Genomic DNA, 22,600 nt, shown 5'->3' on the forward strand with positions numbered 1-22,600 from the left:
GGCGTTACAGCACGACCTTGACCATCGGATGGCCGGTCAGCGCGCGATAGATGTCGTCGAGATGCGCGCGGCTCGTCGCGCGCACGTGGACGGTCAGCCCCGTGTAGGTGCCGCTGCTCGACGGTCGCGTCTCGACGCGCGACGCATCGACCTCGGTATCGAACTCGCGCACCACTTCGACGATCGTCGCGGCAAACTCGGGGTGCGATTTGCCCATGATCTTGATCGGGAAATCGCAGGGAAATTCAAACAGTGAGTCGTTCTCGGGATTCATTCTCTACTCCTTCTTGCGCCGCGACGGCTTCGGCCGCCTTGGCTCGCTGATACGCCGCATACAGCGCCGCAAACACCGCGCCCGGCTGGCCCGCGCCGACCGGCGCGCCGTCGAGCCGCGTGACCGGCAGCACTTCCTTGGTCGCCGAACTGACGATGATTTCATCGGCCGCGCGCACTTCGGCCTCGGTGATGTCGCGCGCCTCGAAGCGTATGCCGCATTTGGCCGTCAGCTCCTCGATGAGACGGTAGCGGATTCCTTCGAGAATCTTGTTGCTGCGCGGCGGCGCGGCCAGCACGCCATCCTTCACGACCCACACGTTCGACGACGACCCTTCGGTCAGCAAACCATCGCGGAACTGCAGCGTCTCGAAGGCGTCGTTTTCGGCCGCGTATTGCGCCATCAGCACGTTGCCGAGCAGCGACACCGACTTGATGTCGCAATTGAGCCAGCGACGATCCTCCGCGCTCACGCACGCGACACCGCTCGCGCGCTGCGCGGCGCCGGGCAGGCTCAGCGCGGTAACCATCATGAACACGGTCGGCTTCACGCCGGCCGGAAACGCGTGAGCGCGCTTCGCGACGCCGCGCGTCACCTGAATGTATGCGATCGCGTCCTGATCGGCACGCAAGCCGCCGTCCGCTTCGTTGGCCTCGACCACCCGCTCGATCAGCTCGCGCCAGCCGGCGTCGTCGAGCGGATTGGCGATGCCGATCTTGCCGACCGAGCGCGCGAGCCGCGCCAGATGCTGCTTCAGACGAAACGCGGTGCGGCGGCCGCTCGCGTGCGCGTACAACGGCGCCACTTCGTAAATGCCGTCACCGAAAATGAAGCCGCGGTCGAGCACCGGCACGCGCGCTTCGGACAACGGCACCAGTTCGCCGTTCAGATAAACGATCGGGTCCGGCGCAACCTCGCAGACAGCGGTCATTGCGACGTAGCCCTTACTTTTTCTTGTTGAACATCAGCATCAGCGAATCCCACACGCGGCCGACCACACCGGCTTGCGGCACCGGCTGCAGCGCGAGCACCGGGAACTGCGCGAGCACCTTGCCGTCGGCGACCAGCTTGGCGGTGCCGATCTGCTGGCCGTTCGCGATCGGCGCGATCAGCGGATCGTTCAGTTCGATCTGCGGCTTCGCCTTGTCGCCGGCGCCCTTCGGCAGAGTGATGTACTGGTCGCTCTTCACGCCGACCTGCACGCTGTCCTGCGAACCCTTGTAGACGCGCGGCGTGGCCACGACCTGGTTCGCCTTGTACAGACGCGTCGTGTCGTAGGCGGTGTAGCCGTAGTTCAGCATCTTCAGGCTGTCCTGCACGCGGTCGTGTTCCTTGGTCTCGCCCATCATCACCGAGACGAGACGGCGCGACGCGTCGGTCGTGCCGGGCAGCGGACGCTTCGCGCTCGCGATCAGGCAGTAGCCGGCCGCTTGCGTGTGACCAGTCTTCAGACCGTCGACGCTCGGGTCGATCCACAGCAGACGGTTGCGGTTCGGCTGCTTGATCTTGTTGTACGTGAATTCCTTGACCGAGAAGATGTTGTAGTAGTCCGGATAGTCGCGGATCAGGCGCGCCGACAGGATCGCGAGATCGCCCGCGGTCGTGTAGTGCTGCGGGTCGGGCATGCCGTTCACGTCGGCGAAATGCGTGTTCTTCATGCCGAGCTTCTGCGCTTCCTTGTTCATCATGTCGACGAACTGCGCCTCGTTGCCGCCCACCAGTTCGGCGAGCGCGATCGCCGCGTCGTTGCCCGACTGCACGATCATGCCGTACACGAGGTCGTGCACGGTCACCGGCTTGAGCGCCTCGATGAACATGCGCGACTCGTCGTTGCGCACGCGCCGCACGGCTTCGCTCGGCTCGATGCTCTGATCCATCGTGATCTTCTTGGTGCCGAGCGCTTCGAACACCAGATACGCGGTCATCAGCTTGGTCAGCGACGCCGGTTCGACGCGTTCGTCGGCATTGGCGGACGCGAGCACCTGGTTGCTGGTCGCATCGACGAGCACCCACGAGCGCGCGTTGACGCCCGGCGGGGGCACCTGCGCGAACGCGGTGCTCGCGACCAGCGTGGCCGGCAGCACGAGGCCGACCGCGATGGCACGGTTGAGCGAAGTGGGAATGAAAGAAGCGACTGACGGGAAAGACGTGCGGCCAGAGGAGGAGAAACGCATAGGGTCGATTGGTGCAGAAAAATACGTTGCGCGACAGCGCGCGGAGTTGGGGGAGCCGGTCGGCGGGGCATCTGGCCGTAAAACGGCGGGCGCCCGTTGGACTGATGGCGACGCAATCGGTTCGCGAGCACAGCGCTAAGCACCCGGCCGCGCCCTCCCGCGAAATGATTCCGCGGCGCGCGATTCTGCCGGCTGGGCGGCGCCGTGCCCAAAAAAAGAGCGCTCATTATACGCGCGCTACCTGGTCAACTTCGTGCGTGTGTCGTTGATTTGCACACGTTTGCGCGTACCTGTCCCCCTTGCAAACGCGTGTCGCGCGGTTTCAGCGCCAGGCGTCGACGATGATGCGCTTCAGGATGTGAAGCTTACGATGCAGAAAGTGCTCGGCGCCCGGAATCACGACGACCGGCAGTTCCTGCGGCCGCGCCCAGTCGAACACGGATTGGATCGGAACGGTCTCGTCGACTTCGCCGTGAATCACGAGCGTGCCTTCGGGCACCGGCGCGACGTCCCAGCGGCTCGCCGCGGTACCGACGAACACGATGCGCTCGATTTCCTTGCCTTCGTCGCGCAGCTTCGCCGCGACGTGCGACAGCACCACGGTGCCGAACGAAAAGCCCGCGAGCACGAGCGGCAGATCGCCAAAGTCCGGATCGGCGCGCATGTGCTCGAGCACCGCGCACAGATCGTCACGCTCGCCGACGCCCGCGTCGTGTTCGCCCTGAGTCTGGCCGACGCCGCGAAAATTCGACCGGTACGTGACGTAGTTCAGTTGCACGAGCGTGCGCGCGAGTGTCTGCGCGACCTTGTTGTCCATCGTGCCGCCAAACAGCGGATGCGGATGCGCGACGAGCGCAATGCCGCGCGGCGCGGCGCTTTTATCGCGCACGTCGTCCGGCAGGTCCAGCGCGACCTCGATCTTGCCGACCGGGCCGTCGATCAGATACTTCTTCGTGTTGACGTTCATCGGGATGCCTGTGGATCGTTTCGTGGTTCGCGTTATTGATCGATCTTCAGACGCTCGACGACCTTGCCGTTCACGAGATGCGATTCGACGATCTCGTCGATGTCGCTCTCGTCGACGTAGGTGTACCAGACCGCCTCGGGATACACGACGAGCGCCGGGCCCAGTTCGCAGCGATCGAGGCAGCCGGCCTTGTTGATGCGCACCTGCCCGGGACCGGCGAGCCCGAGTTGCTTCACGCGTTTTTTCGCGTACTCCTGCATCGCCTGCGCATTGCAGTTCGCGCAGCTCGGACGCTCGGCGCCGGGGTCGCGTTGATTCAGACAGAAGAAAACGTGGTGCTTATAAAAGGAATCCATGATGTTCGGGAGGCGAGCCTGAAAGGAAGTGCAATGGCGCAGTCGGCATCCGGTATGCCGAAGCGCCCGTCGTGCGGACGATTATAGCGACCGGGCTGTGCACGCGCCGGGGCCTGGCGGCCGCAGCGCAAGCACGTCAGGCCGGCTTCACGCGCCGCTTCAGCCACGCCCGCTCGACCGCGAACGCGAGCCACACCAGCGCCGCATAGGGCCACATCCACGCCAGCCAACGCGCGAGTCCGTTGAAATGCAGGTAGCGTCCCTGTCTCCAGTCGGCGAGCACCGCGTCGAAATACGGATTCACCGGCAGCAGATTGACGAACACGAGTGCGATTACCAGCGCGACCCCGGCGAGCGTCGCGCGCACGCGCCGCCGCAGCGGCAGCGCGACGAGCGCCGCGACGGTGCCGCACACGAGTCCAAGCAACGCGCCCGGCGTCGCCCAGTCGAACGCGAGGCCCGATTGCGATTGCAGGAACGTCGCGCCGGCCTTCACGCATAAGGTCGCGACGATGAACACGACCAGCAGGCGCACGCGCGGCGCATGACGGCGCATCGGCAGCGACGCGAGCGCAAGCGCCGCGAACAGGTTCAGCGTCGTGATCAACGCTTCCCATGTGTCGTCGTCAAGCCACGCGGCGGCCGCCGCCGGCCATGTGCCGACCTGCCATGCAGACGGCGTCCACGCGAGCAGCGCGTCCTGGGTGGCCGGATCGACGCTCAGCCACAGCGCGCGCGGCCAGTTGCCGAGGCCGAACAGGCGCGGCGCCGGAAACATCGTCGCGAACGGCCACGCGGCGACGATGCACGCGAGCGTCGCATGGCCGCGCTCGAACCACAGCAGCCGCAGACGCCTGAGCCGGCCGCGATCGAGCAGCGCGCCGGTCAACGGCGACATCATCGCCGCGCCGACGAGCGCGCCGAGCGTGTTGGCCGCAAGATCGAGATTGGAGGCGACGCGGGTCGGCAGGTAGGTCTGCACGGCTTCCATCGTGCCCGACAGCAGGCCGCCCAACACGAACGCGAGCGCGACGGCCGGCGTGCCGCGCCAGCGCGGATACACCGCGAGCACCACCAGCGCGCCGAACGGCATATAGCCGAGCACGTTGGTGACGACGTCGAATGCTGTCAGGTACTGCGGCATCGGATCGAACAGATAGGCGAACGGCGCGATGCCGAGCGAGCGCCACCCCGAGAACGGATACCACGATCCGTACACGATCAGCGCCGCGTACAGCAGCAGCGCCCGACGTGCCAGCGTCGACGGGCGGCGCAGCCACGGGCGTTCGCTCATGCGGCGCTCCTTTGCGTGCGCTGCCTGCCCGTCATTGCGCGGCGACCAGCGCCTGCGAGCCGAGCCACGCGGCGATCTGCGCGACCAGATCGTCGCTGGCCGCGGCGAGCGCCCGCGCGCCGCCGGCCGCATCCGCCGAATGGGCGGGCGCGTGCGCGACGAAGGTGTGCTGGGCGAGCACCTTGCCGCCCTTCATCAGCGTGGCGCGCGCGGTGATCGCGCCGTGGCTGTCGGTCGGGCTGGCGAACACCTGCTCGAACTCGGTCAGATCGACCCGCAGCACCGGCGCGCTCACGCCGTCCGCACCCGTCAGCACGGTGCCGCGCTCGCTCAGCGCGTTGCGCAGGCGCTGCGTCAGCAGTTGCGACGGCATCATCGTCCAGTGGCTGTTGGCGTAGGCGGCCGTCTGCTGCGCATCGGCGTAGCTCAGCCGATACGTCAGCCGGTCCGATTCGAGCACGGACGGCGCGCTCACCTCGAGCACCTTGACGGCCGCCAGCCGACTCGTGGCGGCGGCCTGCGGCGGCGGTCCGAAGTCGTAGCGGACGTCCGACACGACCGCGGACGTGCCCGCGCAGCCCGTCGCCAGCATGCCGAACGCGAGCAGCGCCGCGAGCGCGGCGCGCGAGGACAACAGTCGGTGAATCGAGCGTGACATGGGCATCTTCCTCTGTTCTAGCCTGCGAATTTAATGGGCCGCGGGGGCTGCGGGGGCTGCGGGCGTGGCGGCGGCGGGCCACGCGAAGCCGGCCTCGCCCGGACCCGGCGCCGCGCGCGGCGCGCCGAACAGCACGCTGCGCGGATTGGTATTGAAGGTGTCGGCGGCGCGATCGATCGATTGCGCGGCCGAGCGCACGTCCTCGGTCAGCGAATTGACGCGCGGCAGCGTCTCGAAGCCGACCCGCGCGGACAGGTCCTGCAGCGACGCGTTCATCTGCGTGAGCGCATCGCCCGCCTGCTGCGCGGCCGTGCCGACCTTGTTCAGATTGCGCTCGAGGGGTCCGTCCGGACGGTTCAGGCCGGTGATCATCTGGTCGGTCGACGCGAGCGTGTGGTTCAGCTGGTCGATCGTGCCGGGCAGCTTGCTGGCGACCGGCGCCATCTCACGAGTCAGCGTCGCGACGCCCGAAGCCGCCTGCGCGATGCTCGCCGCCGTCTCGTGCAGCTGTTCGACCATTTCCGGCGAGAGCATGTCGTTCACGCTGTCGGTGACTTTTTCGAGCTTGCGCAGCAGCACGTCGCCGCGCTGCTGCAACTGGTCGAACAGACCGGGGTGCATCGGCAATTGCGCGACCTGCTGCGCCGACGAGTGCAGCGGCGTCAGGTCGCGCCCGGTATCGTCGAGCTGGATAAACGCGATGCCGGTGACGCCCTGCAAGCCGAGGCTGCCGAACGTCGAATGCGTGATCGGTGCGTGCTCGTCGACCATGATGCGGATCAGGATCTGCCCCGGATGGGTCGGATCGAACTTGATCGACTGTACGCGGCCGACGTCGAGGCCGCGAAAGCGCACCGCCGCGTCCGCAAAGAGGCCGGTCACGTTGGTGCGCGCGATCAGGTCGTATGGCACTCGCACGGTGCGGTCGACATTGAACAGATACGCGGCCAGCGCGATCGCCGCCGTCAGCACGACCGTGAAAAGCCCGGCCCAGAAAGCATGCGCTTTGTTTTCCATGGTCAGTTTTCCTGATTCATAGCGGCCCGCTTGATGACGGCCGGCCTCACAGCGACAACTCGGACGACGCCGGCTCGAGCGCCGCCTGCGGCAGCTTCGCGCGGCGCTCCGGCGGCAGCGCCTGCAGCGCGCGGCGCCCGCGCAGGCCGAGGAAATATTCGCGGATGAACGGATGGTCGACGCCCGCGGCCTCCTCGACCGGCGCGTTGACGAGCACCTTGCGATCGGCGAGCACGGCCACGCGCGTCGACAATGCGACCATCGTATCGAGATCGTGCGTGATCATCACGACTGTCAGACCCAGCGCGCGATGCAGCCCCGAGATAAGCTCGACGAATTCGTCGGATGCCTGCGGGTCGAGGCCGGCGGTCGGTTCGTCGAGGAACAGCAGTTCGGGTTCGAGCGCGATCGCGCGCGCGATGCCAACCCGCTTGATCATGCCGCCCGACAGCGCCGACGGCATCTTCGACGCGTGCTTGCACGGCAGCCCGACCATTTCGAGCTTCAGCATCACGATGTCGCGCAGCAGGTCTTCGGGCACCTTGCCGAGCTCGCGCACCGGTTGCGCGACGTTGTCGAACACGGACAGCGACGAGAATAGCGCGCCGCGCTGGAACAGCATGCCCGAGCGGCTGCGCATCAGCAGCGCGGTCTCGGGCGAGATCGTGGCGAGGTCTTCGCCGAACAGCTTGATCGTGCCCCGCGACGGCCGCTCGAGGCCGAGAATCTGCCGCACCAGCGTCGTCTTGCCCGAGCCCGAGCCGCCGACGATCGACACGATCTCGCCGCGCCGCACGTCGAGGCTCAGATGCTGATGCACGATGTTGCGGCCGTAGCGCTTGGTGATGTCGATCACCTCGATCACAGGCTCGGCGATCGACGGTACGGGCTGGCCGCGTACGGCTTCGGTTAGTGGCGCGATCATCCGAGCCCCACGTTCTGAAAGAGGATCGCGAACACCGCGTCCGCGAGAATCACGATGGTGATCGACGTGACCACCGAGGTCGTCGTGCCTTCGCCGAGACTCTGCGAATTGGCCTTGATACGGAAACCGAAATGACAGCCGGCGAGCGCGATCAGCATGCCGAACACCGCGCCCTTGCCAAGGCCGATCCACAGGTTCGCGATCGGCACGACGACGGGCAGCTGCCGCGCGAAGAAGCTCATGTCGATACCGAGCACGAGCTTCGCGGCGAGCGCACCGCCTGTCAACGAGATCACGTTGGTCCACATCACGAGAAGAGGCATCGCGACGGACAGTGCGATCACGCGCGGCAGGATCAGCCGCAGACCGTGCGGGATGCCCATCACGCGCATCGCGTCGAGCTCCTCGGTCACGCGCATCACGCCGATCTGCGCGGTGATCGCCGAGCCCGAGCGGCCCGCCACCAGAATCGCCGACAAGACCGGGCCGAGTTCCCGAATCACCGCGAGGCCGAGAATATTGACGATAAACTGGTTCGCGCCAAAGATGCGCAATTGCTGTGCCGACAGATAGCTCAACACGATGCCGATCAGGAACGCGACGAGCGCAGTGATCGGCAGCGCGCGGGCGCCGGCGTTGTAGATGTTCGCGGAGATTTCGGTCCACGGCGTGAGTTTCGGTTTGCGCAGGATCGCGAGCAGATCGAGCACGAAGCGCCCGAGCATCGTGACGCCGCCCTGCATGTGCTCGACGAACGAGAAGATGCCAAGGCCGAGACGCGTGAAGGGATCGAAGCGCGTGACCGGCTCGGCGCTCTCGCGCACCGTGTCGAGCAGCGCGATGCGCTCGAAGATGTCGCGCTGCGTATCCGTGAGCGCGGTGCCCGGCGGCAATTTGCGGCCCCATACGCGCCACAGCGCCTGGCCGCCGACGTGGTCCATGCTGTCGACGCGCGACAGGTCCCACCCGCCGATGCCCTGCGCGCCGGTCAGCGAACGCAGTTGCGGAATCACGTGCCCGGTGTCGCGATCGCGCGCGAGCGCGAGCGCCGTCCACTGGCCCGAGAGACGGACGATCTTGCCTTGGCTGCCGGCCGCGACTTCAAGGCCGGGCGGAGTGTCGTAGTTCAAGGATCGCGTGAATCTGGTTATCGGATTAGCGGCCATTGTAACGAAGGCTCGGCCGCCCGGTCCGCCAGGATGTGCATCGATCCGCGTCGCCTCCTCGCCGGTCCGCATTCGAGTCCCAGGCGGGTTTGCTGTGGCTACAATACGAGGCATGAATGCCTCCAAGACTCCCGCCTCTCCGCCCGCTGCGGCAAGCGCGGCCGCGGCCTCGTCGTCGGCTTCGGCCGACTGGCGCATCGACCGCGAGCGCGCGGTCAAACTGTTCGGCGCGCATGCGCATGACTGGCCGGTCGAAATCGTCGAAGAAACCGGTTCGACCAACGCCGATCTGATGGCCCACATGAAAGCACTACAGCGACACGCGAACGCGCTGCCGCGGCCGATCGTGCGCGTCGCGTATCTGCAGACCGCCGGGCGTGGCCGTCGTGGCCGGCCGTGGTACGCGGAGCCAGGCAACGCGCTGCTGTTTTCAGTCGCGTGCGTATTGCCGCGCCCGCTCGAAGGGCTCGCGGGCTTGAGCCTCGCGGTGGGCGTCGCGCTCGTCGACGGGCTGCGCTCGCTGCCGGTCGCGGGTCCCGGACAGATCGCGCTGAAGTGGCCGAACGACGTGCTGCTCGAAGGCGACAAGCTCGCCGGCATCCTGATCGAAACCGCGTGGAGCACCGACGACGCGAGTGCGGTCGTGATCGGCATCGGCACCAACGTGAAGGGTGCCGACGAACTCGCGGCCAAGGTCGGCGCGCTGAACGCCGAGGTATCGCCGCAGGCGCGCGGCACCGTGCCGACCGCGTTGCAGCGCGCGCTGCCGAACGCGAATCTGACCGATACGCTGGCCGCCGAATTGAACGCGCTCGAACCGATGCTGCAGCGCTTCGGCGCCGAAGGCTTCGCATCGTTCCAGGCTCGCTGGAACGGCGTGCATGCATACGCGGGCCGCGAGGTGGTGCTGCTCGAGCAGGGTCAAGAACTCGCGCGCGGCGTGGCGGCGGGCGTCGACGAACGCGGCCAGTTGCTGCTCGATACGGCCGAAGGCCGCCAGAGCATCGCGACCGGCGACGTGTCGCTGCGCCTCGCCGACGGTGCCGCATGACGCAGCGCGCGCCTTATCTGCTGATCGACGCGGGCAATAGCCGGATCAAGTGGGCGCTGGTGCAGCCGGACGGGACGCAGTTGGCGAGCGGTGCGCTCGCGCATCACGACATTGCCGGGCCACGCGCGCAATCTGGTTGGGCCGACTTGCCGGCGCCCTGCGGCGCGTGGCTCTCCAACGTCGCGGGCACGCAGATCGCGGCGCACATCGCCGCGCTCGTCGAAGCGTACTGGCCGCAACTGCCGCTCGCGACGATCCGCGCGAGCGCTCATCAATGCGGCGTGACCAATTGCTATACGACACCGCACTCGCTCGGTAGCGACCGCTGGTGCGGCATGATCGGCGCGCACGCGGCCTTTCCCGGCGAACATCTGCTGCTCGCGACCTTCGGCACCGCGACGACGCTCGAGGCGTTGCGTGCGGACGGCGCGTTTATCGGCGGATTGATTGCGCCGGGCTGGACGCTGATGATGCGCTCGCTCGGTGAGCACACCGCACAACTGCCGACGCTCGACGCCACGCACGCGCGCGGTCTGCTCGACGGGGCGGCTACAGCCGACGCGGCACGACGCGGTCCGTTTTTCGCAACGGATACGCCGCGCTCGCTGTCGGCGGGCTGCACGTTGGCGCAGGCCGGATTGATCGAGCGGATGTGGCGGGATCTGCAGGATGAGTGGCAGGTGCCGGTGCGTCTCGTGGTCAGCGGAGGCGCCGCCGACGAAGTGGCGAGCGCGCTGAAAGTGCCGCATACGCGCCACGATTCGCTGGTACTGTCGGGGCTCGCGCTGATCGCCGCCGAGGATACGGCGCGCCAAAGCGGCTGAATGCCTGCCGGGCGGGTGCGGCCGGTTTGCCTCTCAAACCCCGCGCTCAACTTCTTTCTGGATTGGAAACACCCACGATGCTTCGCTGGCCGATCGCCATTCTGATTGTTGTCAACGTGCTGGCTTTCGTCGCGCTGCGTGGCGTCTTCGGCCCGATGCCCAGCGCCAGCGGACGCGAGCCGAATCACCTGAATCGCCAGATTCATCCGAACTGGCTGAAGGTGCGCCCGGTCAGCGCCGCCGATGCGGCCGACCAGGCCGTGGTCGGCGGACCCGCGCCGCAGGCACCGATTTCGACATCGGAGTTGCCGCAGTAATCGGCCGAGCGACGCGGTCGATTAGACGCTCGGCATTGCGCCGCGCGTTCGCGCGGCAACGCGCAGCATCAACCCTGCGTGCGCACCTTCTTCAACAGCGCGGTCGTCGAGCGATCGTGCTCGAACGCGATCGCGAGCGCCTTGCCGCCCCAACCGCGCACGAGCGCCGATTCGGGTAGCGCGTCCATGTCGTAGTCGCCGCCCTTCACGAGCACGTCCGGGCGCAGCGCGGAAATCAGCTCGACCGGCGTTTTCTCGCCGAAGCCCACCACGTAGTCGACGCTTTCCAGCGCCGCGAGCAAGGCCATGCGGTCAGCCTCGTTGTTGATCGGCCGGTCGTCGCCTTTGCCGAGCATCCGCACCGATGCGTCGCTATTCACACCGACGATCAGGCACGCGCCCAACGCCTTCGCGTCGGCCAGATAGGTGACGTGACCGCGATGCAGAATATCGAACACGCCGTTCGTAAACACGACGGGCGCGCGCAGCGCAGGACGCAGCTTCACCAGGGCATCGCGCGTCAGAATCTTGCGTTCAAAGATGGCGGTCATCGCACGGTCACAGAGTTGGGGAGTTGCGAAGTTGCGGGAAGAGGAATGCCGGGTGCCGCCACGATACATGCTGGGCGGCTCGAAGCAAAACGGTCCGGCAAGCTCACGCCTGCCGGACCGCCATTTGAAACGGTGCTGACACCGCCCGAGCCGTTACGCCGGTTGCTGCTGCGCCGGGCTTTGTTCAGCGGCTTGCAGACGCGCGACCACTTCCTTGCGATAACGGTTCAGTTCCTGCGCGGTGGTGAACGTGCGTTCGAACAGCAGCGACAGGTTGTGCAGAATGCGCTCGACGACCTTCTTTTCCCAGCCGTCGTCGAAACGGATCTGCTCGTCGAGCCAGCGCTCGAGCCATTCCGGATCCGGCAGACGCGACTGGATCGTGTCGCGCGGAAACAGCGCCTGGTTCACGTGCAGGTTGGTGGGGTGCAGCGGCTTTTCGGTGCGACGCGCCGACGCCATCAGCACGCCGATCTTGGCGAACGCGGCACGCGCGATGTCGCCGGTTTGCGCCATCGCCTTCTTCATGTAGCGCAGATACGCGCCGCCGTGGCGCGCTTCGTCGCGCGAGATGGTTTCGTAGATGTGCTTGATGACCGGCTCGGTGTGCCATTCGGCGGCGCGGCGATACCAGTGATTCAGGCGAATTTCGCCGCAGAAGTGCAGCATCAGCGTTTCGAGCGGCGGCGCGGGATCGAACTCGAAGCGCACCGCGTGCAGTTCCTCTTCGGTCGGGACCAGTTCCGGCTTGAAGCGGCGCAGGTATTCCATCAGCACCAGCGAGTGTTTCTGCTCTTCGAAGAACCAGACGCTCATGAATGCGGAGAAATCGCTGTCGTGATGATTGTCACGCAGAAACATTTCCGTGGCAGGCAACGCCGACCATTCGGTGATCGCGTTCATCTTAATCGTCGCGGCCTGCTCGTCGGTCAACAGCGATGCATCGAATTTGTCCCAGGGAATGTCCTTCTCCATGTCCCATCGAACGGATTCGAGCGATTTATAAAGTTCCGGATAAAGCATGGTGTTCATAGTCCCACCCCTGTTCTGCACATACTGTGTGTGTCTGTTGCTGCTACGTGTAGCCGTTTTCACCTGTGACGAACGGACATGCCGTTTATCGGCCAAGCATTCAATTTTACGCGTTAACCGGCCGCCCAGAAGCATCGGGCAGCAAAGAAGTCCGGTCTGTTGTATTGGCGCCTGGAGCGTGAATCAGGCGCCGCGGCCAACCGTGGGTGAGGAATACCCTTTGCCTGAGGTCGAGCCAGTCTGGGTCGACAACCGCACCGTCCAGCCCTGCACCGGTAGCGCCGGCGGCGAACGACGAGAGAGCGGCGGGATTGGTTGTTTTCGGCGCACGCCCCAAAGCCAGATCAAGCTTACACAATGATAGCACGCGCCTCCGGCGAAACCCGTGACAGAAGCGGTGCGAGCGCGCTATGGCATTGACTTCTCTCAATAAAGTCGGCAATTCGCGCGGCAGGAAATCGCCGGCGTTGGCATACGGCAAAAAGGTAGGCGATGGGTTGTCTCGTCATCGGGCACCGATTCGCGGGGGCGAGAGGTGATGCAAGCGCGGACCTGACCGCCCCTGCTTTTGATTGCTTGCGCAGTCGCACGGGGTGCGAGCGTGTCGCCCGCACCGCCCGCTCACGTCGACTTTTTCTGCGTTGCTGCGCTCGTGCCCTCGCCGGACGCGCGTTTGGCCGATGTCGCGGCGCGCTTCGCGGCCGGCCGTTTGGCGGCGGGCTTCGCGCTTTGCGCACCGGTGCCCGACGGATCGCCGCCCGACGGATCGCCGTCCGACGGATCGCCGCCCGACGGATCGCCGCCCGACGCATCCGCAGCTTTCGACGACTCCGGCTTGCCCTGCGTGCCCCCGCCCGCCGCCGCGACCGCGACGGACGGCTGCGTCATCGCGAACTGCGCGATCTGATTGAACTGCGATTGCAGCAGATTCCACCACGCGGATGCATCGAAACCGGGTGCCGCGGGCGCTCCCTCGTCGTCTCTGTCGGCTGGAGGGGCGCTTTCGGGCGCGGGCTCAGCGGGCTTCGTCCAGTTCGGCGCCGGCGCGGGGCTCGGTGCGTCAGTCGCGGCCGCGCCCGTTGCAGCAGCCGCCGCCTGCGACATCGAGGTCTGTGCGAACGCGCCGAACGCGCGCAGCGTCGCGAGCGTCGCGCGCTGCACTTCGAGCGCCTGGATCGCCGACTGCAGCATGCTCAAATTGAGCTTCAGCCATTGCTCGACCGCGCGCATGTCGGTGATGCGCTTGTCGAGCTCCTCGACGCTCGTGAGCGGCGCCATCATGTCGGACATCATCGACAGCGACGGACTCGTGCCGCCACCGGGCTGCGCGCCCGTCATGGCGGCGCCGAAGGGTGACAGCCGAATCATGCTCCACATCCGATCGAGCATTTCAGCGGGCGGAAAACCGGGAAAGCCGGGAAAGGGCGGCGCGGAGCCAGTGGTGTCGGTCATGGTTGTCGCCTCGGTGCTGGATGACAGGTAGAGCGCGCGATGCCGCGCGCGTTGATTCGATCATACCGTTTGAGGTATGACATCACGATGGTTCGTCGTGACGCGGACGGCCTGCGCCAAAATCCGGCGCGCGCCGCTCGCGCAACGAGCTCAAGCCCTCGCGCACATCGGGCCCGGCGAAGCCCATGAACTCCAGCGCGAGCGACGTATCGAACGCCGGCCCCGCCGTGCGCAGCCAGTTGTTCAGCGCGTACTTGGTCCAGCGGATCGCGGTCTGCGACCCGTCGGCGAGCTTGCGCGCGACTTCGAACGCTTTCGGCAGCAGCGCGCTTTCGTCGACCGCGAGCGATACGAGCCCGATGCGCTCCGCCTCCTCACCGCTCACCGGCTCGCACAGCAGCAGGTAGTACTTCGCCTTCGCCATGCCGCACAGGAGCGGCCAGACGATCGCCGCATGATCGCCCGCGGCGACGCCGAGACGCGTATGCCCGTCGATGATGCGCGCCGTCTTCGCCGCGATCGAGATATCGGCGAGCAGCCCCGCGACGAGCCCCGCGCCGACCGCGGGCCCGTGCATCGCCGACACGATCGGCTTGCCGCAGTTGATCACGTTGTAGACGAGGTCGCGCGCTTCGCGCCACACCCGCGTGCGCACCTCGAAATCGTTCGCCATGTCCTCGACGAGCTGCAGATCGCCGCCGGCCGAAAAGCCCTTGCCCTCGCCGCGAATGATCGCGACGCGCGTGTCGGGATCGCGATCGATGTCGCGCCAGATTTCCGCGAGCTCGTAATGCATGCGTGCGTCCGCGGTCGCGAGGCCGCTTTTATTCGCGCCCTCGCCGCTCATCACGACTTCGAGCACGCCGTGCGGATGACGCTGCAAACGCAGCGACTGGTAGTGCGCGTAGTACGCGTCGTTCGGTTGCGATGACTGAGTCATGGTGAGCAGTCCGTAGGTGATTCGTTCAGTCGCGCGCGGAACCTCGCGACCCGTTCAATGCGGCTGATAAAGCCACTTGCCATTAGTGATTTCGACCATCACGCGCGCGCGCTGATCGAGCCCGAGATGATCGGCCGCGCTCATGTTGACGACGCCGTTGGTATCCGCGAGACCGCGGGTTCCTTCGAGCGCATCGCGCAGCGCGCGGCGAAACGCCGGCGTGCCTGGCGCACCGCTCTTCAACGCGAGCGGAATCGCGTGCTCGAGCAATGCGTCGGCGTCCGAGGTGTACGAACCGAACGCCGACACGCTGCCCGCGCCGTGCTGCGCCTCGAAGCGCGCGATGTATTCGAGCGCGAGGCGCCTGGCCGGATGATCGGCCGGCAATTGCGCGGCGACCAGCACCGGGCTCGCGGGCAGGTAAGTGCCGTTGCAATCGGCTCCGCACACGCGCAGGAAGTCGTTATTGCCGACGCCGTGGTTGTGATAGATGACGCCTTTGTAGCCGCGCTCGCGCAGCGTTTTCGGCGGCAGCGCGGCAGGTGTGCCGGCCGCGCCGACCACCACCGCGTCGGGGTGAGTCGCGAGAATCTTCAGCACCTGGCCGGTCACGCTCGGATCGGTGCGATTGAAGCGCTCGCTCGCGACCACGTCGATGTGATGCAGCTGCGCGAACTTCGCGACCTCGGCGTAGAAGGTCTCGCCGAGCGCGTCGGCCTGGCCGATGAACGCGATCGTCTTCACGCCGTGTCCGCTCGCATGCTCGGCGATCGCCGAGGCCATCATCGCGTCGGTCTGCGGCGTCTTGAAGACCCAGCGACGTTTCGCATCGACCGGTTCGATGATTTTCGCGGACGACGCGAGCGAGATCATCGGCGTTTCGCCCTCGGCGACCACGTCGATCATCGCGAGCGAATTCGGCGTGATCGATGAGCCGATGATCGCGTCGACGTGATTCTCGCTGATCAGCTTCTTGGTGTCCTGCACGGCCTGGGTCGTGTCCGAGGCATCGTCGAGCACGATGTACTCGACGTTTTGCCCGCCAATCTGTTTCGGCAGCAGCGCGACCGTGTCGCGCGCGGGAATGCCGAGCGATGCGGCCGGTCCGGTCAGCGACAACACGAGACCGATCTTCACCTGCGCGAACGATGTCAGCGGCAACGCGCAGACGAGCGCGGCGCACAGCGTCGCGGCGCGCCGCGCGAAGCGCCGGCCGCGTTGATACGAGCCGCGCGCGCTCGTGCGCGCTTGAACGAGTGACGCATCAGCGCGTCGATATCCAGCTGCGGGGAAGTTCAATCGCGGCATGCTGTCTCCTCACGTCGGGATTTTCGTTGTGATGTATTGCCGATGTGCTACCGATGCGTTGCTGCACGCTTTATGACATTCGCACCGTCCCAGCCGGCGCGCCAGTCAGTGTAGCCGCGCGCGCGGGCGGTGGCATCGGGCGAAACCCTTTCGCACATCTCGCCGCGTCAACGCATCGCCGCGTGAGCGCCGCGCTTCATTCGAGCGGCGCGATGCTCTGCTCGATCGCACCGAAAATCGACTTGCCCGCGTCGTCGAACATTTCGATCTTCACGGTGTCGCCGTACTTCATGAACTCCGTTTGCGGCGCGCCGTGCTCGATCGTTTCGAGGCAGCGCTTCTCCGCGATACAGCAGTAGCCGCGCTTCGCGTCCTTGTTCGACACCGTGCCCGAACCGACGATCGAACCAGCCCGCAGATTGCGCGTTTTCGCCGCATGGGCGATCAGCTGACCGAAGTGAAACACCATATCGGTGCCCGCGTCGGGCTGGCCGACTTTCCTGCCGTTCCAGTGGACGATCATCGGCCGATGCACGCGGCCTTCGCGCCAGTGTTCGCCGAGCTCGTCGGGCGTCACCGCGACCGGCGCGAACGACGTGGCCGGCTTGCTCTGGAAAAAGCCGAAGCCCTTCGCGAGCTCGGCGGGGATCAGGTGGCGCAATGACACGTCGTTGACGAGCGCAACCAGCCGCACGCCGCGCAGCGCCTGCTCGGGCGTCGCGCCCATCGGCACGTCACCGGTGATGACCGCGACTTCGGCCTCGAAGTCGATGCCGTACTGTTCCGATGCGCACACGATGTCGTCGCGCGGGCCGATGAAGTCGTCGCTGCCGCCCTGGTACATCAGCGGGTCGGTCCAGAATTCGGGCGGCATTTCCGCGCCGCGTGCGCGCCGCACGAGTTCGACATGGTTCACGTACGATGAACCGTCGGCCCACTGGAACGCGCGCGGCAACGGCGCCATGCACTCTTTAGCGTCGAACGAAAAGCTGTTGCGCGCGCGGCCCTGGTTCAGCGCATCGTAGAGGTCGTGCAGTTGCGGCGCGTAGAAGGCCCAGTCGTCGAGCACGCGCTGCAGCGTGGGCGCGATCGCGTCGGCGATGGCCGCCGTGTGCAGGTCGCGGGACACGACGATCAGTTGACCGTCGCGCGTGCCGTCCTTCAGCGAGGCAAGTTTCATAGAGCTGTGAACCGTGTATTAGTGACGATGGAAGGAATCTATTCTACGATGGTGAATCGGCGCGGCCCAAGATGTGCGTGTTCGTCGTCGTTGTCATTGCCACAATCGCCATTACGCGCCTTTTACGATTACCGAACGCGCTGCCCGCGCCTTTTGCACATGTCCGCCAACGCCCGCTCCGGCACGATCCGCACCCGCACCGACCCCGCGTCCGCCGACGAACTGCCCGACCCCGCCGATGCCACCGACGCAACCGGTGTCGATGACGAAGCTGGTGAACCCGGCGAAGAAAAACTGCGCTCAGGCATCCAGTCGATCGAGGTCGGGTTCAGGCTGCTCGACGTGCTGACCCACGAGCCGCGCGCAATGATGCTGCGCGATCTCGCGCAGCGCGCGGGCATGAGTCCGGCGAAGGCGCATCGCTATCTGGTCAGCTTTCTGCGTCTCGGCGTGGTCGCGCAAGACCCGCTGTCCGGCCGCTACGAACTCGGCGGCTTCGCTTTGCAGCTGGGGCTCGCGCGGCTTGCGCGGGTCGACGGTGTGAAGCTCGCGCGCATCGCGCTCGCCGAGTTGCGCGACCGGCTCGATCTGACGGTCGGCATCGCCGTGTGGGGCAATCAGGGGCCGACGATGGTGCACTGGATGGAGTCGAGCTATCCGGCCAAGGCATCGTTGAAACTCGGCGACGTGATGCCCTTGCTGAGTTCCGCGACCGGCCTGCTGTTCGCCGCCTACCTGCCATCCGGCAAGACCGACGCGATGATCGAGCGCGAGCTGGCCGACTCGCGGCGTTCGTCGCATAGCGGCGCGCCGCGCACCCGCGAAGACGTCGACAAGGTGCTCGCCGAGGTGCGCGAGCACGAGGCCGCGCGAGTCGAAGGCATGCTGCTGCCGACGATCCACGCGTTTTCGATGCCGGTGTTCGATTCGACCGGCGAACTCGCACTCGCTCTCGTCGCGCTCGGCCATGAAGGCGGGTTCGATATCCGCTGGGGTGGCGAGATCGATACCGCGCTGCGCGAATGCGCGCGCAAGCTGTCGTACGAACTCGGCTATAGCGCGATCCCGCGCAGCGACAACGGTTGATACGCGCCAGTCCTTTCAAGCTCTCACCAATTCAAGCGCCGATGGATTTTGCTTCCGCCAACCGCCGTGGTGATCGCCTTCCCGCTTTGGGCAGCGGGCCAGGACGCGGGGCGCGCGCGGGACGCTGGATCGCGGTGCTCGTGGTCGTGGCGGTCTTGCACTGGATCGCGGCGCAATGGTTCGAGCGCAATCGCGTGGATCTGAATCCGGCGAATCACGAGCATGTGCCGGTGCAGGTCGCGCTGCTGACGCCCGAGAGGGTCGAGCGCCAACCGGCGCCAAAGCCGGCCGCGCCGGCACCGCACCCACCCGCGCCCACACGCAAGCCCGCGGCGCGTCCGCCGCGCGAGCAGCATGTGTTGAGCGCATTGCAGCCGGCCAAGCCGAACGAGCCGGCGGCTACGCCGGCATCGGAGGTCGCGGCAAGCGCGCCGCCCGCCGCCGCGAGCGCGAATGCGCCGGTCAATGCCAATGCCAGCGGCGCCGCCGCGAGTGCCGCTGGCGCGGCCAGCGCGCCGCAGGCGTCGCAGGGCCTGAAGTTTTCGGTGCCGCCATCGGCCGAACTCGACTACGACACGTTCTACAACGGCGTGCGCAACGCACCCGGCACGATCCATTGGGCGAGCAATGGGCAAGGCTACGAAATGGTCGTTTCGGTGCCGCTGCCGTTCGTCGGTCCGTTCGTGTTTTCGAGCCACGGAGGGATCGACGCGTTTGGCCTCGCGCCGGCGCAGTACAGCGAAAAGCGTGGCCGTCGCGCGGAAGACATCGCGATCTTCAATCGCAGCGACAGGAAGATTGGCTTCACGCGCACGCCCGCCTCGCTGCCGTTGCCCGACGGCGCGCAGGACCGCTTCAGCGTCGTGATGCAGCTCGCGAGCCTCGTGCGCGGCGATCCTGACGCCTATAAGCCTGGCGTCACGCGACAGTTTTTCGTCGTCGATTCCGATAGCGGCGAGAACTGGCCGATCGAGACGATCGGCGACGAAACGATCCGCGCGGCGCAGGGCTACCTGCAGACGCGTCATTTCAAACGTCTGCCGCGGCACGATGGCGACCAGCGCCGCATCGACGTGTGGCTCGCACCGTCGCTCGGCTGGCTGCCCGCGCGCATTCTGCAGACGGAGCCGAACGGTACCCAGTTCGAGCTGGTGTGGCGCGGCAAGCTAAATGTCGATGGGGCCTCGGCTGTGGATGCCTCGCCCTCCGCCCCCTCCGCCACCTCCGCCCCCTCCGCCACGAGCCCTGCGCCGGCGTCGGCCGACGCATCGGCAGTAATGCCCGAGCCCGCCCCCGCCGCAGCGGTCGATTCAACCGCTCCAACAATCATCAAACCGTGACACTTGTCGTGACACAGTGTCACCAGCAGAACTGCTCGAGATCGGCGAAACTTACTTTGCAACACTGACTCGCACGTCAATGGAGTCTCCGTTTGCGCGAACGGGGCGATCCACCGCGCTTTTTCACTGCGTTTCCTTCAAAGGAGTCTGCATGCAAGTGAACATCAACGGTATCGAAACACGCTACGTGCTGAGCAACGAAGGCGGCGGCCCGTGGCTCACGTTCATCCATCAGCTGGGCGGCGATCTTTCCATCTGGGATCAGATGGCCGGCTATTTCCGCGACGATTACACAGTGCTGCGCTACGACGTGCGCGGCCACGGCCACAGCGCGGTCGCGCGCGAGCCGTTCACCATGCGCGAGCTGGCCGACGATCTCGCCAAACTGCTCGATGCGCTCGGCGCGCCGACGACGCACCTGGTCGGCCTGTCGCTCGGCGGCATGATCGCGCAGCAATTCGCGCTCGACCATCCATCGCGTCTCGACACGCTGACGATCGCCGACAGCACCGGCGGCACTCCGCCCGAAAACCGCGAGTTGTGGAATCAGCGCGCCCACACCGCTCGCAGCGACGGCATGGAGGCGCTGCTGCCGTCGACGATCGCGCGTTGGCTCACGCCCGACTTTCAGGCCGCGCATCCCGAAGCGGTCGAGCCGATCCGTGAGGCATTTGCGCGCACCCCGCCGGAAGGCTTCGCGATGGCCTGTGAGGCGCTGCGCGACTTCGACCTGCGCGGCAAGCACGGCGCGATCCGCCTGCCTACGCTGACGGTGGCCGGACGTCACGATACGGGCACGCCCCCTGCTGCTACGCAGGCAATAGCGGAGGCGATCGAGGGTGCCCGCTTCGAGTTGCTGGATGCCGCGCATCTCACGCCCGTCGAGCAATCTCACCGTTTTGCCGCGTTGCTTGAATCGTTTCTGGAGCGGCGAGTCTAACCGTCAGGTCCGGAGTTTTTTTACTTGCGTCGTCCGGACCCACCCCTTGAATTCCATCCCCCATGCTCCACCTATGTTGCAGAAAAGGGCAGGAGCCCAACGGAAATAAGGAGTGTCGCCATGCAAATGATCTATAACAGCCCTAACTACTGTGTCGTCGAGTTTCCTCCGCAGGAAGGTCAGCTGGCCATGAAGTCGGGCGGCTACGAGATTGTTGACAAGAACATGCAGCGCGAAATCTACATCGACGGTGCAATGGCGGCGCGTTTTCGCGAGCATGTGCAAAAGCTGATCGAAGGCGAGCCGACGCTCGACGAGGTCGACGAATTCCTCGGTCAATTCGACAGCTTGATGCACCAACCCGTTGTTCTGCATTGAGCGGAGGGGTTTAGCTGGCGCTCAGGCGACATCGATCGACCGTACCGCGCGGCTTGTCCAGCGGGTTCCATCTTGCGGTCGGCGGCAACGAAACGGCCCGGCAGGCTTTGGCTTGCCGGGCCATTTTTTAATGCTTCATCTGTTAGCGCGTTCTGAATTGCTGACCCGGCGCATTCGTATCGGTCGATTTTGCCGGCCGCGCCTCAAGCCCACCTCCCGCTCGCCGGGCGCATCCGCGCGTCAGCGGCTACAATGACAGGCTTTCCGCCAACGCCGGCGCAAGCCCTCGTCCGCCATGACCCAGCCTGCTCAATCCATCACGCCAGTCCGTTCCGAGCCCGCCTATACTCGCGGCGCAGCGCTGCCCGCGCTGCTGAACTCGCGCATTCTGATCCTGGACGGCGCGATGGGCACGATGATCCAGCGCTACAAGCTCGACGAAGCCAGCTATCGCGGCGAGCGCTTCAAGGACTACGCGCGCGACATCAAGGGCAACAACGAACTGCTGTCGATCACCCAGCCGCAGATCATCTCCGAGATTCACGAGCAGTATCTGGCGGCGGGCGCGGACATCATCGAGACCAACACGTTCGGTGCGACCACGGTCGCACAGGCCGACTACGGCATGGAGTCGCTCGCCGTCGAGATGAACCTCGAATCGGCGAAGCTCGCGCGCGCCGCGTGCGACAAATACGCGACGCCGGACAAGCCGCGCTTCGTCGCCGGCGCAATCGGCCCGACGCCGAAAACCGCCAGCATTTCGCCGGACGTCAACGATCCCGGCGCGCGCAATGTGACCTTCGACGAACTGCGCACCGCGTACTACGAGCAGGCGAAAGCGCTGCTCGACGGCGGCGCGGACCTGTTCCTCGTCGAAACGATCTTCGACACGCTGAACGCGAAAGCCGCGCTGTTCGCGCTCGACGAACTGTTCGAAAACACCGGCGAGCGTCTGCCGATCATGATCTCGGGCACCGTCACCGATGCCTCGGGCCGCATTCTGTCCGGCCAGACCGTCGAGGCCTTCTGGAACTCGCTGCGTCACGCGAAGCCGCTCACGTTCGGCCTGAACTGCGCGCTCGGCGCGGCGCTGATGCGCCCTTATATCGCCGAGCTCGCCAAGCTGTGCGACACCTACGTGTCGTGCTATCCGAACGCCGGTCTGCCGAATCCGATGAGCGACACCGGCTTCGACGAGTTGCCCGCGGATACCTCGGGCCTGCTGAAGGAATTCGCCGAAGCGGGACTCGTGAACATCGCGGGCGGCTGCTGCGGCACGACGCCCGAGCACATCGCGGCGATCGCGAAGGCGCTCGCCGAGCTGAAGCCGCGCAAGTGGCCGAGCCAGTATCGCGACGCGGCCTGAGCCG

Annotated in this window: 24 protein-coding genes; 8 read left to right on the forward strand and 16 right to left on the reverse strand. The window is 66.2% G+C overall.

What is annotated here, in order from left to right; genetic code table 11:
* Positions 1–4: 4 nt before the first annotated feature.
* The 10 genes from QFZ91_RS13665 to QFZ91_RS13710 all read right to left on the reverse strand — a co-directional run bounded on the left by QFZ91_RS13665 (position 5) and on the right by QFZ91_RS13710 (position 8,795).
* A complete protein-coding gene (locus QFZ91_RS13665) occupies positions 5–274 on the reverse strand; it encodes a DUF493 family protein (RefSeq protein ID WP_176122240.1) in 270 nt (89 codons plus the stop codon).
* Complete coding sequence (locus QFZ91_RS13670) at positions 246–1,205, reverse strand: D-amino acid aminotransferase (RefSeq protein ID WP_429567533.1); 960 nt, start codon at positions 1,203–1,205, stop codon at positions 246–248. The genes QFZ91_RS13665 and QFZ91_RS13670 overlap by 29 nt, the downstream gene beginning before the upstream one ends.
* Before the next feature lie 13 nt (positions 1,206–1,218).
* A complete protein-coding gene (locus QFZ91_RS13675) occupies positions 1,219–2,448 on the reverse strand; it encodes a D-alanyl-D-alanine carboxypeptidase family protein (protein WP_176368339.1) in 1,230 nt (409 codons plus the stop codon).
* A gap of 322 nt (positions 2,449–2,770) precedes the next feature.
* Entirely contained in the window at positions 2,771–3,415 is a 645-nt protein-coding gene (locus QFZ91_RS13680) for an alpha/beta hydrolase (protein WP_368594817.1), read from the reverse strand.
* A 32-nt stretch (positions 3,416–3,447) separates the two neighbouring features.
* Positions 3,448–3,771: a (2Fe-2S) ferredoxin domain-containing protein gene (locus QFZ91_RS13685; protein ID WP_176122244.1), complete on the reverse strand. Its 324-nt coding sequence runs from the start codon at positions 3,769–3,771 to the stop codon at positions 3,448–3,450.
* A gap of 136 nt (positions 3,772–3,907) precedes the next feature.
* Positions 3,908–5,065 carry a VanZ family protein gene (locus QFZ91_RS13690; protein WP_429567534.1) on the reverse strand — a complete coding sequence of 386 codons (1,158 nt, stop codon included), beginning with the start codon at positions 5,063–5,065 and terminating at the stop codon, positions 3,908–3,910.
* 31 nt (positions 5,066–5,096) lie between these two features.
* Positions 5,097–5,723 (reverse strand): ABC-type transport auxiliary lipoprotein family protein, encoded by a 627-nt coding sequence (locus QFZ91_RS13695; RefSeq protein ID WP_429567535.1) that lies wholly within the window; start codon positions 5,721–5,723, stop codon positions 5,097–5,099.
* Positions 5,724–5,753: 30 nt separating this feature from the next.
* Positions 5,754–6,740, reverse strand: coding sequence for an MlaD family protein (locus QFZ91_RS13700; protein WP_429567536.1), 987 nt, complete (start codon positions 6,738–6,740; stop codon positions 5,754–5,756).
* A 46-nt stretch (positions 6,741–6,786) separates the two neighbouring features.
* Positions 6,787–7,665 (reverse strand): ABC transporter ATP-binding protein, encoded by an 879-nt coding sequence (locus tag QFZ91_RS13705; protein ID WP_176385431.1) that lies wholly within the window; start codon positions 7,663–7,665, stop codon positions 6,787–6,789.
* On the reverse strand, positions 7,662–8,795 hold the full coding sequence (locus QFZ91_RS13710) for an MlaE family ABC transporter permease (RefSeq protein WP_176109686.1): 1,134 nt from the start codon (positions 8,793–8,795) through the stop codon (positions 7,662–7,664). The genes QFZ91_RS13705 and QFZ91_RS13710 overlap by 4 nt, the downstream gene beginning before the upstream one ends.
* Before the next feature lie 148 nt (positions 8,796–8,943).
* On the opposite strand from QFZ91_RS13710, the gene QFZ91_RS13715 reads away from it, so the two are divergent.
* The 3 genes from QFZ91_RS13715 (at position 8,944) to QFZ91_RS13725 (ending at position 11,023) form a co-directional block, all read left to right on the forward strand.
* Positions 8,944–9,882 carry a biotin--[acetyl-CoA-carboxylase] ligase gene (locus QFZ91_RS13715; RefSeq protein WP_429567537.1) on the forward strand — a complete coding sequence of 313 codons (939 nt, stop codon included), beginning with the start codon at positions 8,944–8,946 and terminating at the stop codon, positions 9,880–9,882.
* A complete protein-coding gene (locus QFZ91_RS13720; protein ID WP_429558662.1) occupies positions 9,879–10,706 on the forward strand; it encodes a type III pantothenate kinase in 828 nt (275 codons plus the stop codon). The genes QFZ91_RS13715 and QFZ91_RS13720 overlap by 4 nt, the downstream gene beginning before the upstream one ends.
* A 77-nt stretch (positions 10,707–10,783) precedes the next feature.
* Positions 10,784–11,023: a hypothetical protein gene (locus QFZ91_RS13725; protein WP_429567538.1), complete on the forward strand. Its 240-nt coding sequence runs from the start codon at positions 10,784–10,786 to the stop codon at positions 11,021–11,023.
* Between the two features lie 68 nt (positions 11,024–11,091).
* Here the strand turns inward: QFZ91_RS13725 and rfaE2 are convergent, their stop codons facing one another.
* From rfaE2 to QFZ91_RS13755, 6 genes are all read right to left on the reverse strand, one after another.
* Positions 11,092–11,574 carry a D-glycero-beta-D-manno-heptose 1-phosphate adenylyltransferase gene (rfaE2, locus tag QFZ91_RS13730; RefSeq protein ID WP_429567539.1) on the reverse strand — a complete coding sequence of 161 codons (483 nt, stop codon included), beginning with the start codon at positions 11,572–11,574 and terminating at the stop codon, positions 11,092–11,094.
* Positions 11,575–11,727: 153 nt separating this feature from the next.
* The gene (locus QFZ91_RS13735; protein ID WP_013088232.1) at positions 11,728–12,606 is read right to left on the reverse strand and encodes a ferritin; all 879 of its coding nucleotides are present in this window, start codon (positions 12,604–12,606) and stop codon (positions 11,728–11,730) included.
* Between the two features lie 621 nt (positions 12,607–13,227).
* Positions 13,228–14,058: a PhaM family polyhydroxyalkanoate granule multifunctional regulatory protein gene (locus QFZ91_RS13740; RefSeq protein ID WP_429567540.1), complete on the reverse strand. Its 831-nt coding sequence runs from the start codon at positions 14,056–14,058 to the stop codon at positions 13,228–13,230.
* 82 nt (positions 14,059–14,140) lie between these two features.
* Complete coding sequence (locus QFZ91_RS13745; RefSeq protein WP_176109693.1) at positions 14,141–14,998, reverse strand: enoyl-CoA hydratase/isomerase family protein; 858 nt, start codon at positions 14,996–14,998, stop codon at positions 14,141–14,143.
* Between the two features lie 54 nt (positions 14,999–15,052).
* Entirely contained in the window at positions 15,053–16,306 is a 1,254-nt protein-coding gene (locus tag QFZ91_RS13750) for an ABC transporter substrate-binding protein (protein ID WP_429567541.1), read from the reverse strand.
* A gap of 196 nt (positions 16,307–16,502) precedes the next feature.
* Entirely contained in the window at positions 16,503–17,486 is a 984-nt protein-coding gene (locus tag QFZ91_RS13755; RefSeq protein WP_429567542.1) for a fumarylacetoacetate hydrolase family protein, read from the reverse strand.
* A 21-nt stretch (positions 17,487–17,507) separates the two neighbouring features.
* Here QFZ91_RS13755 and QFZ91_RS13760 point away from each other — a divergent pair, with 21 nt between their 5' ends.
* From QFZ91_RS13760 to QFZ91_RS13780, 5 genes are all read left to right on the forward strand, one after another.
* On the forward strand, positions 17,508–18,572 hold the full coding sequence (locus QFZ91_RS13760) for an IclR family transcriptional regulator (RefSeq protein WP_429568637.1): 1,065 nt from the start codon (positions 17,508–17,510) through the stop codon (positions 18,570–18,572).
* Positions 18,573–18,613: 41 nt separating this feature from the next.
* Entirely contained in the window at positions 18,614–19,912 is a 1,299-nt protein-coding gene (locus tag QFZ91_RS13765; protein ID WP_429567543.1) for a DUF3108 domain-containing protein, read from the forward strand.
* Between the two features lie 151 nt (positions 19,913–20,063).
* The gene (locus QFZ91_RS13770) at positions 20,064–20,852 is read left to right on the forward strand and encodes an alpha/beta fold hydrolase (RefSeq protein ID WP_429567544.1); all 789 of its coding nucleotides are present in this window, start codon (positions 20,064–20,066) and stop codon (positions 20,850–20,852) included.
* A 120-nt stretch (positions 20,853–20,972) separates the two neighbouring features.
* Positions 20,973–21,230 (forward strand): BTH_I0359 family protein, encoded by a 258-nt coding sequence (locus QFZ91_RS13775; RefSeq protein WP_013088223.1) that lies wholly within the window; start codon positions 20,973–20,975, stop codon positions 21,228–21,230.
* 295 nt (positions 21,231–21,525) lie between these two features.
* The gene (locus tag QFZ91_RS13780; RefSeq protein WP_176122259.1) at positions 21,526–22,596 is read left to right on the forward strand and encodes a homocysteine S-methyltransferase family protein; all 1,071 of its coding nucleotides are present in this window, start codon (positions 21,526–21,528) and stop codon (positions 22,594–22,596) included.
* Positions 22,597–22,600 lie beyond the last annotated feature (4 nt).

Source organism: Paraburkholderia sp. JPY419 (assembly GCF_050435705.1).
GTDB lineage: Bacteria > Pseudomonadota > Gammaproteobacteria > Burkholderiales > Burkholderiaceae > Paraburkholderia > Paraburkholderia youngii.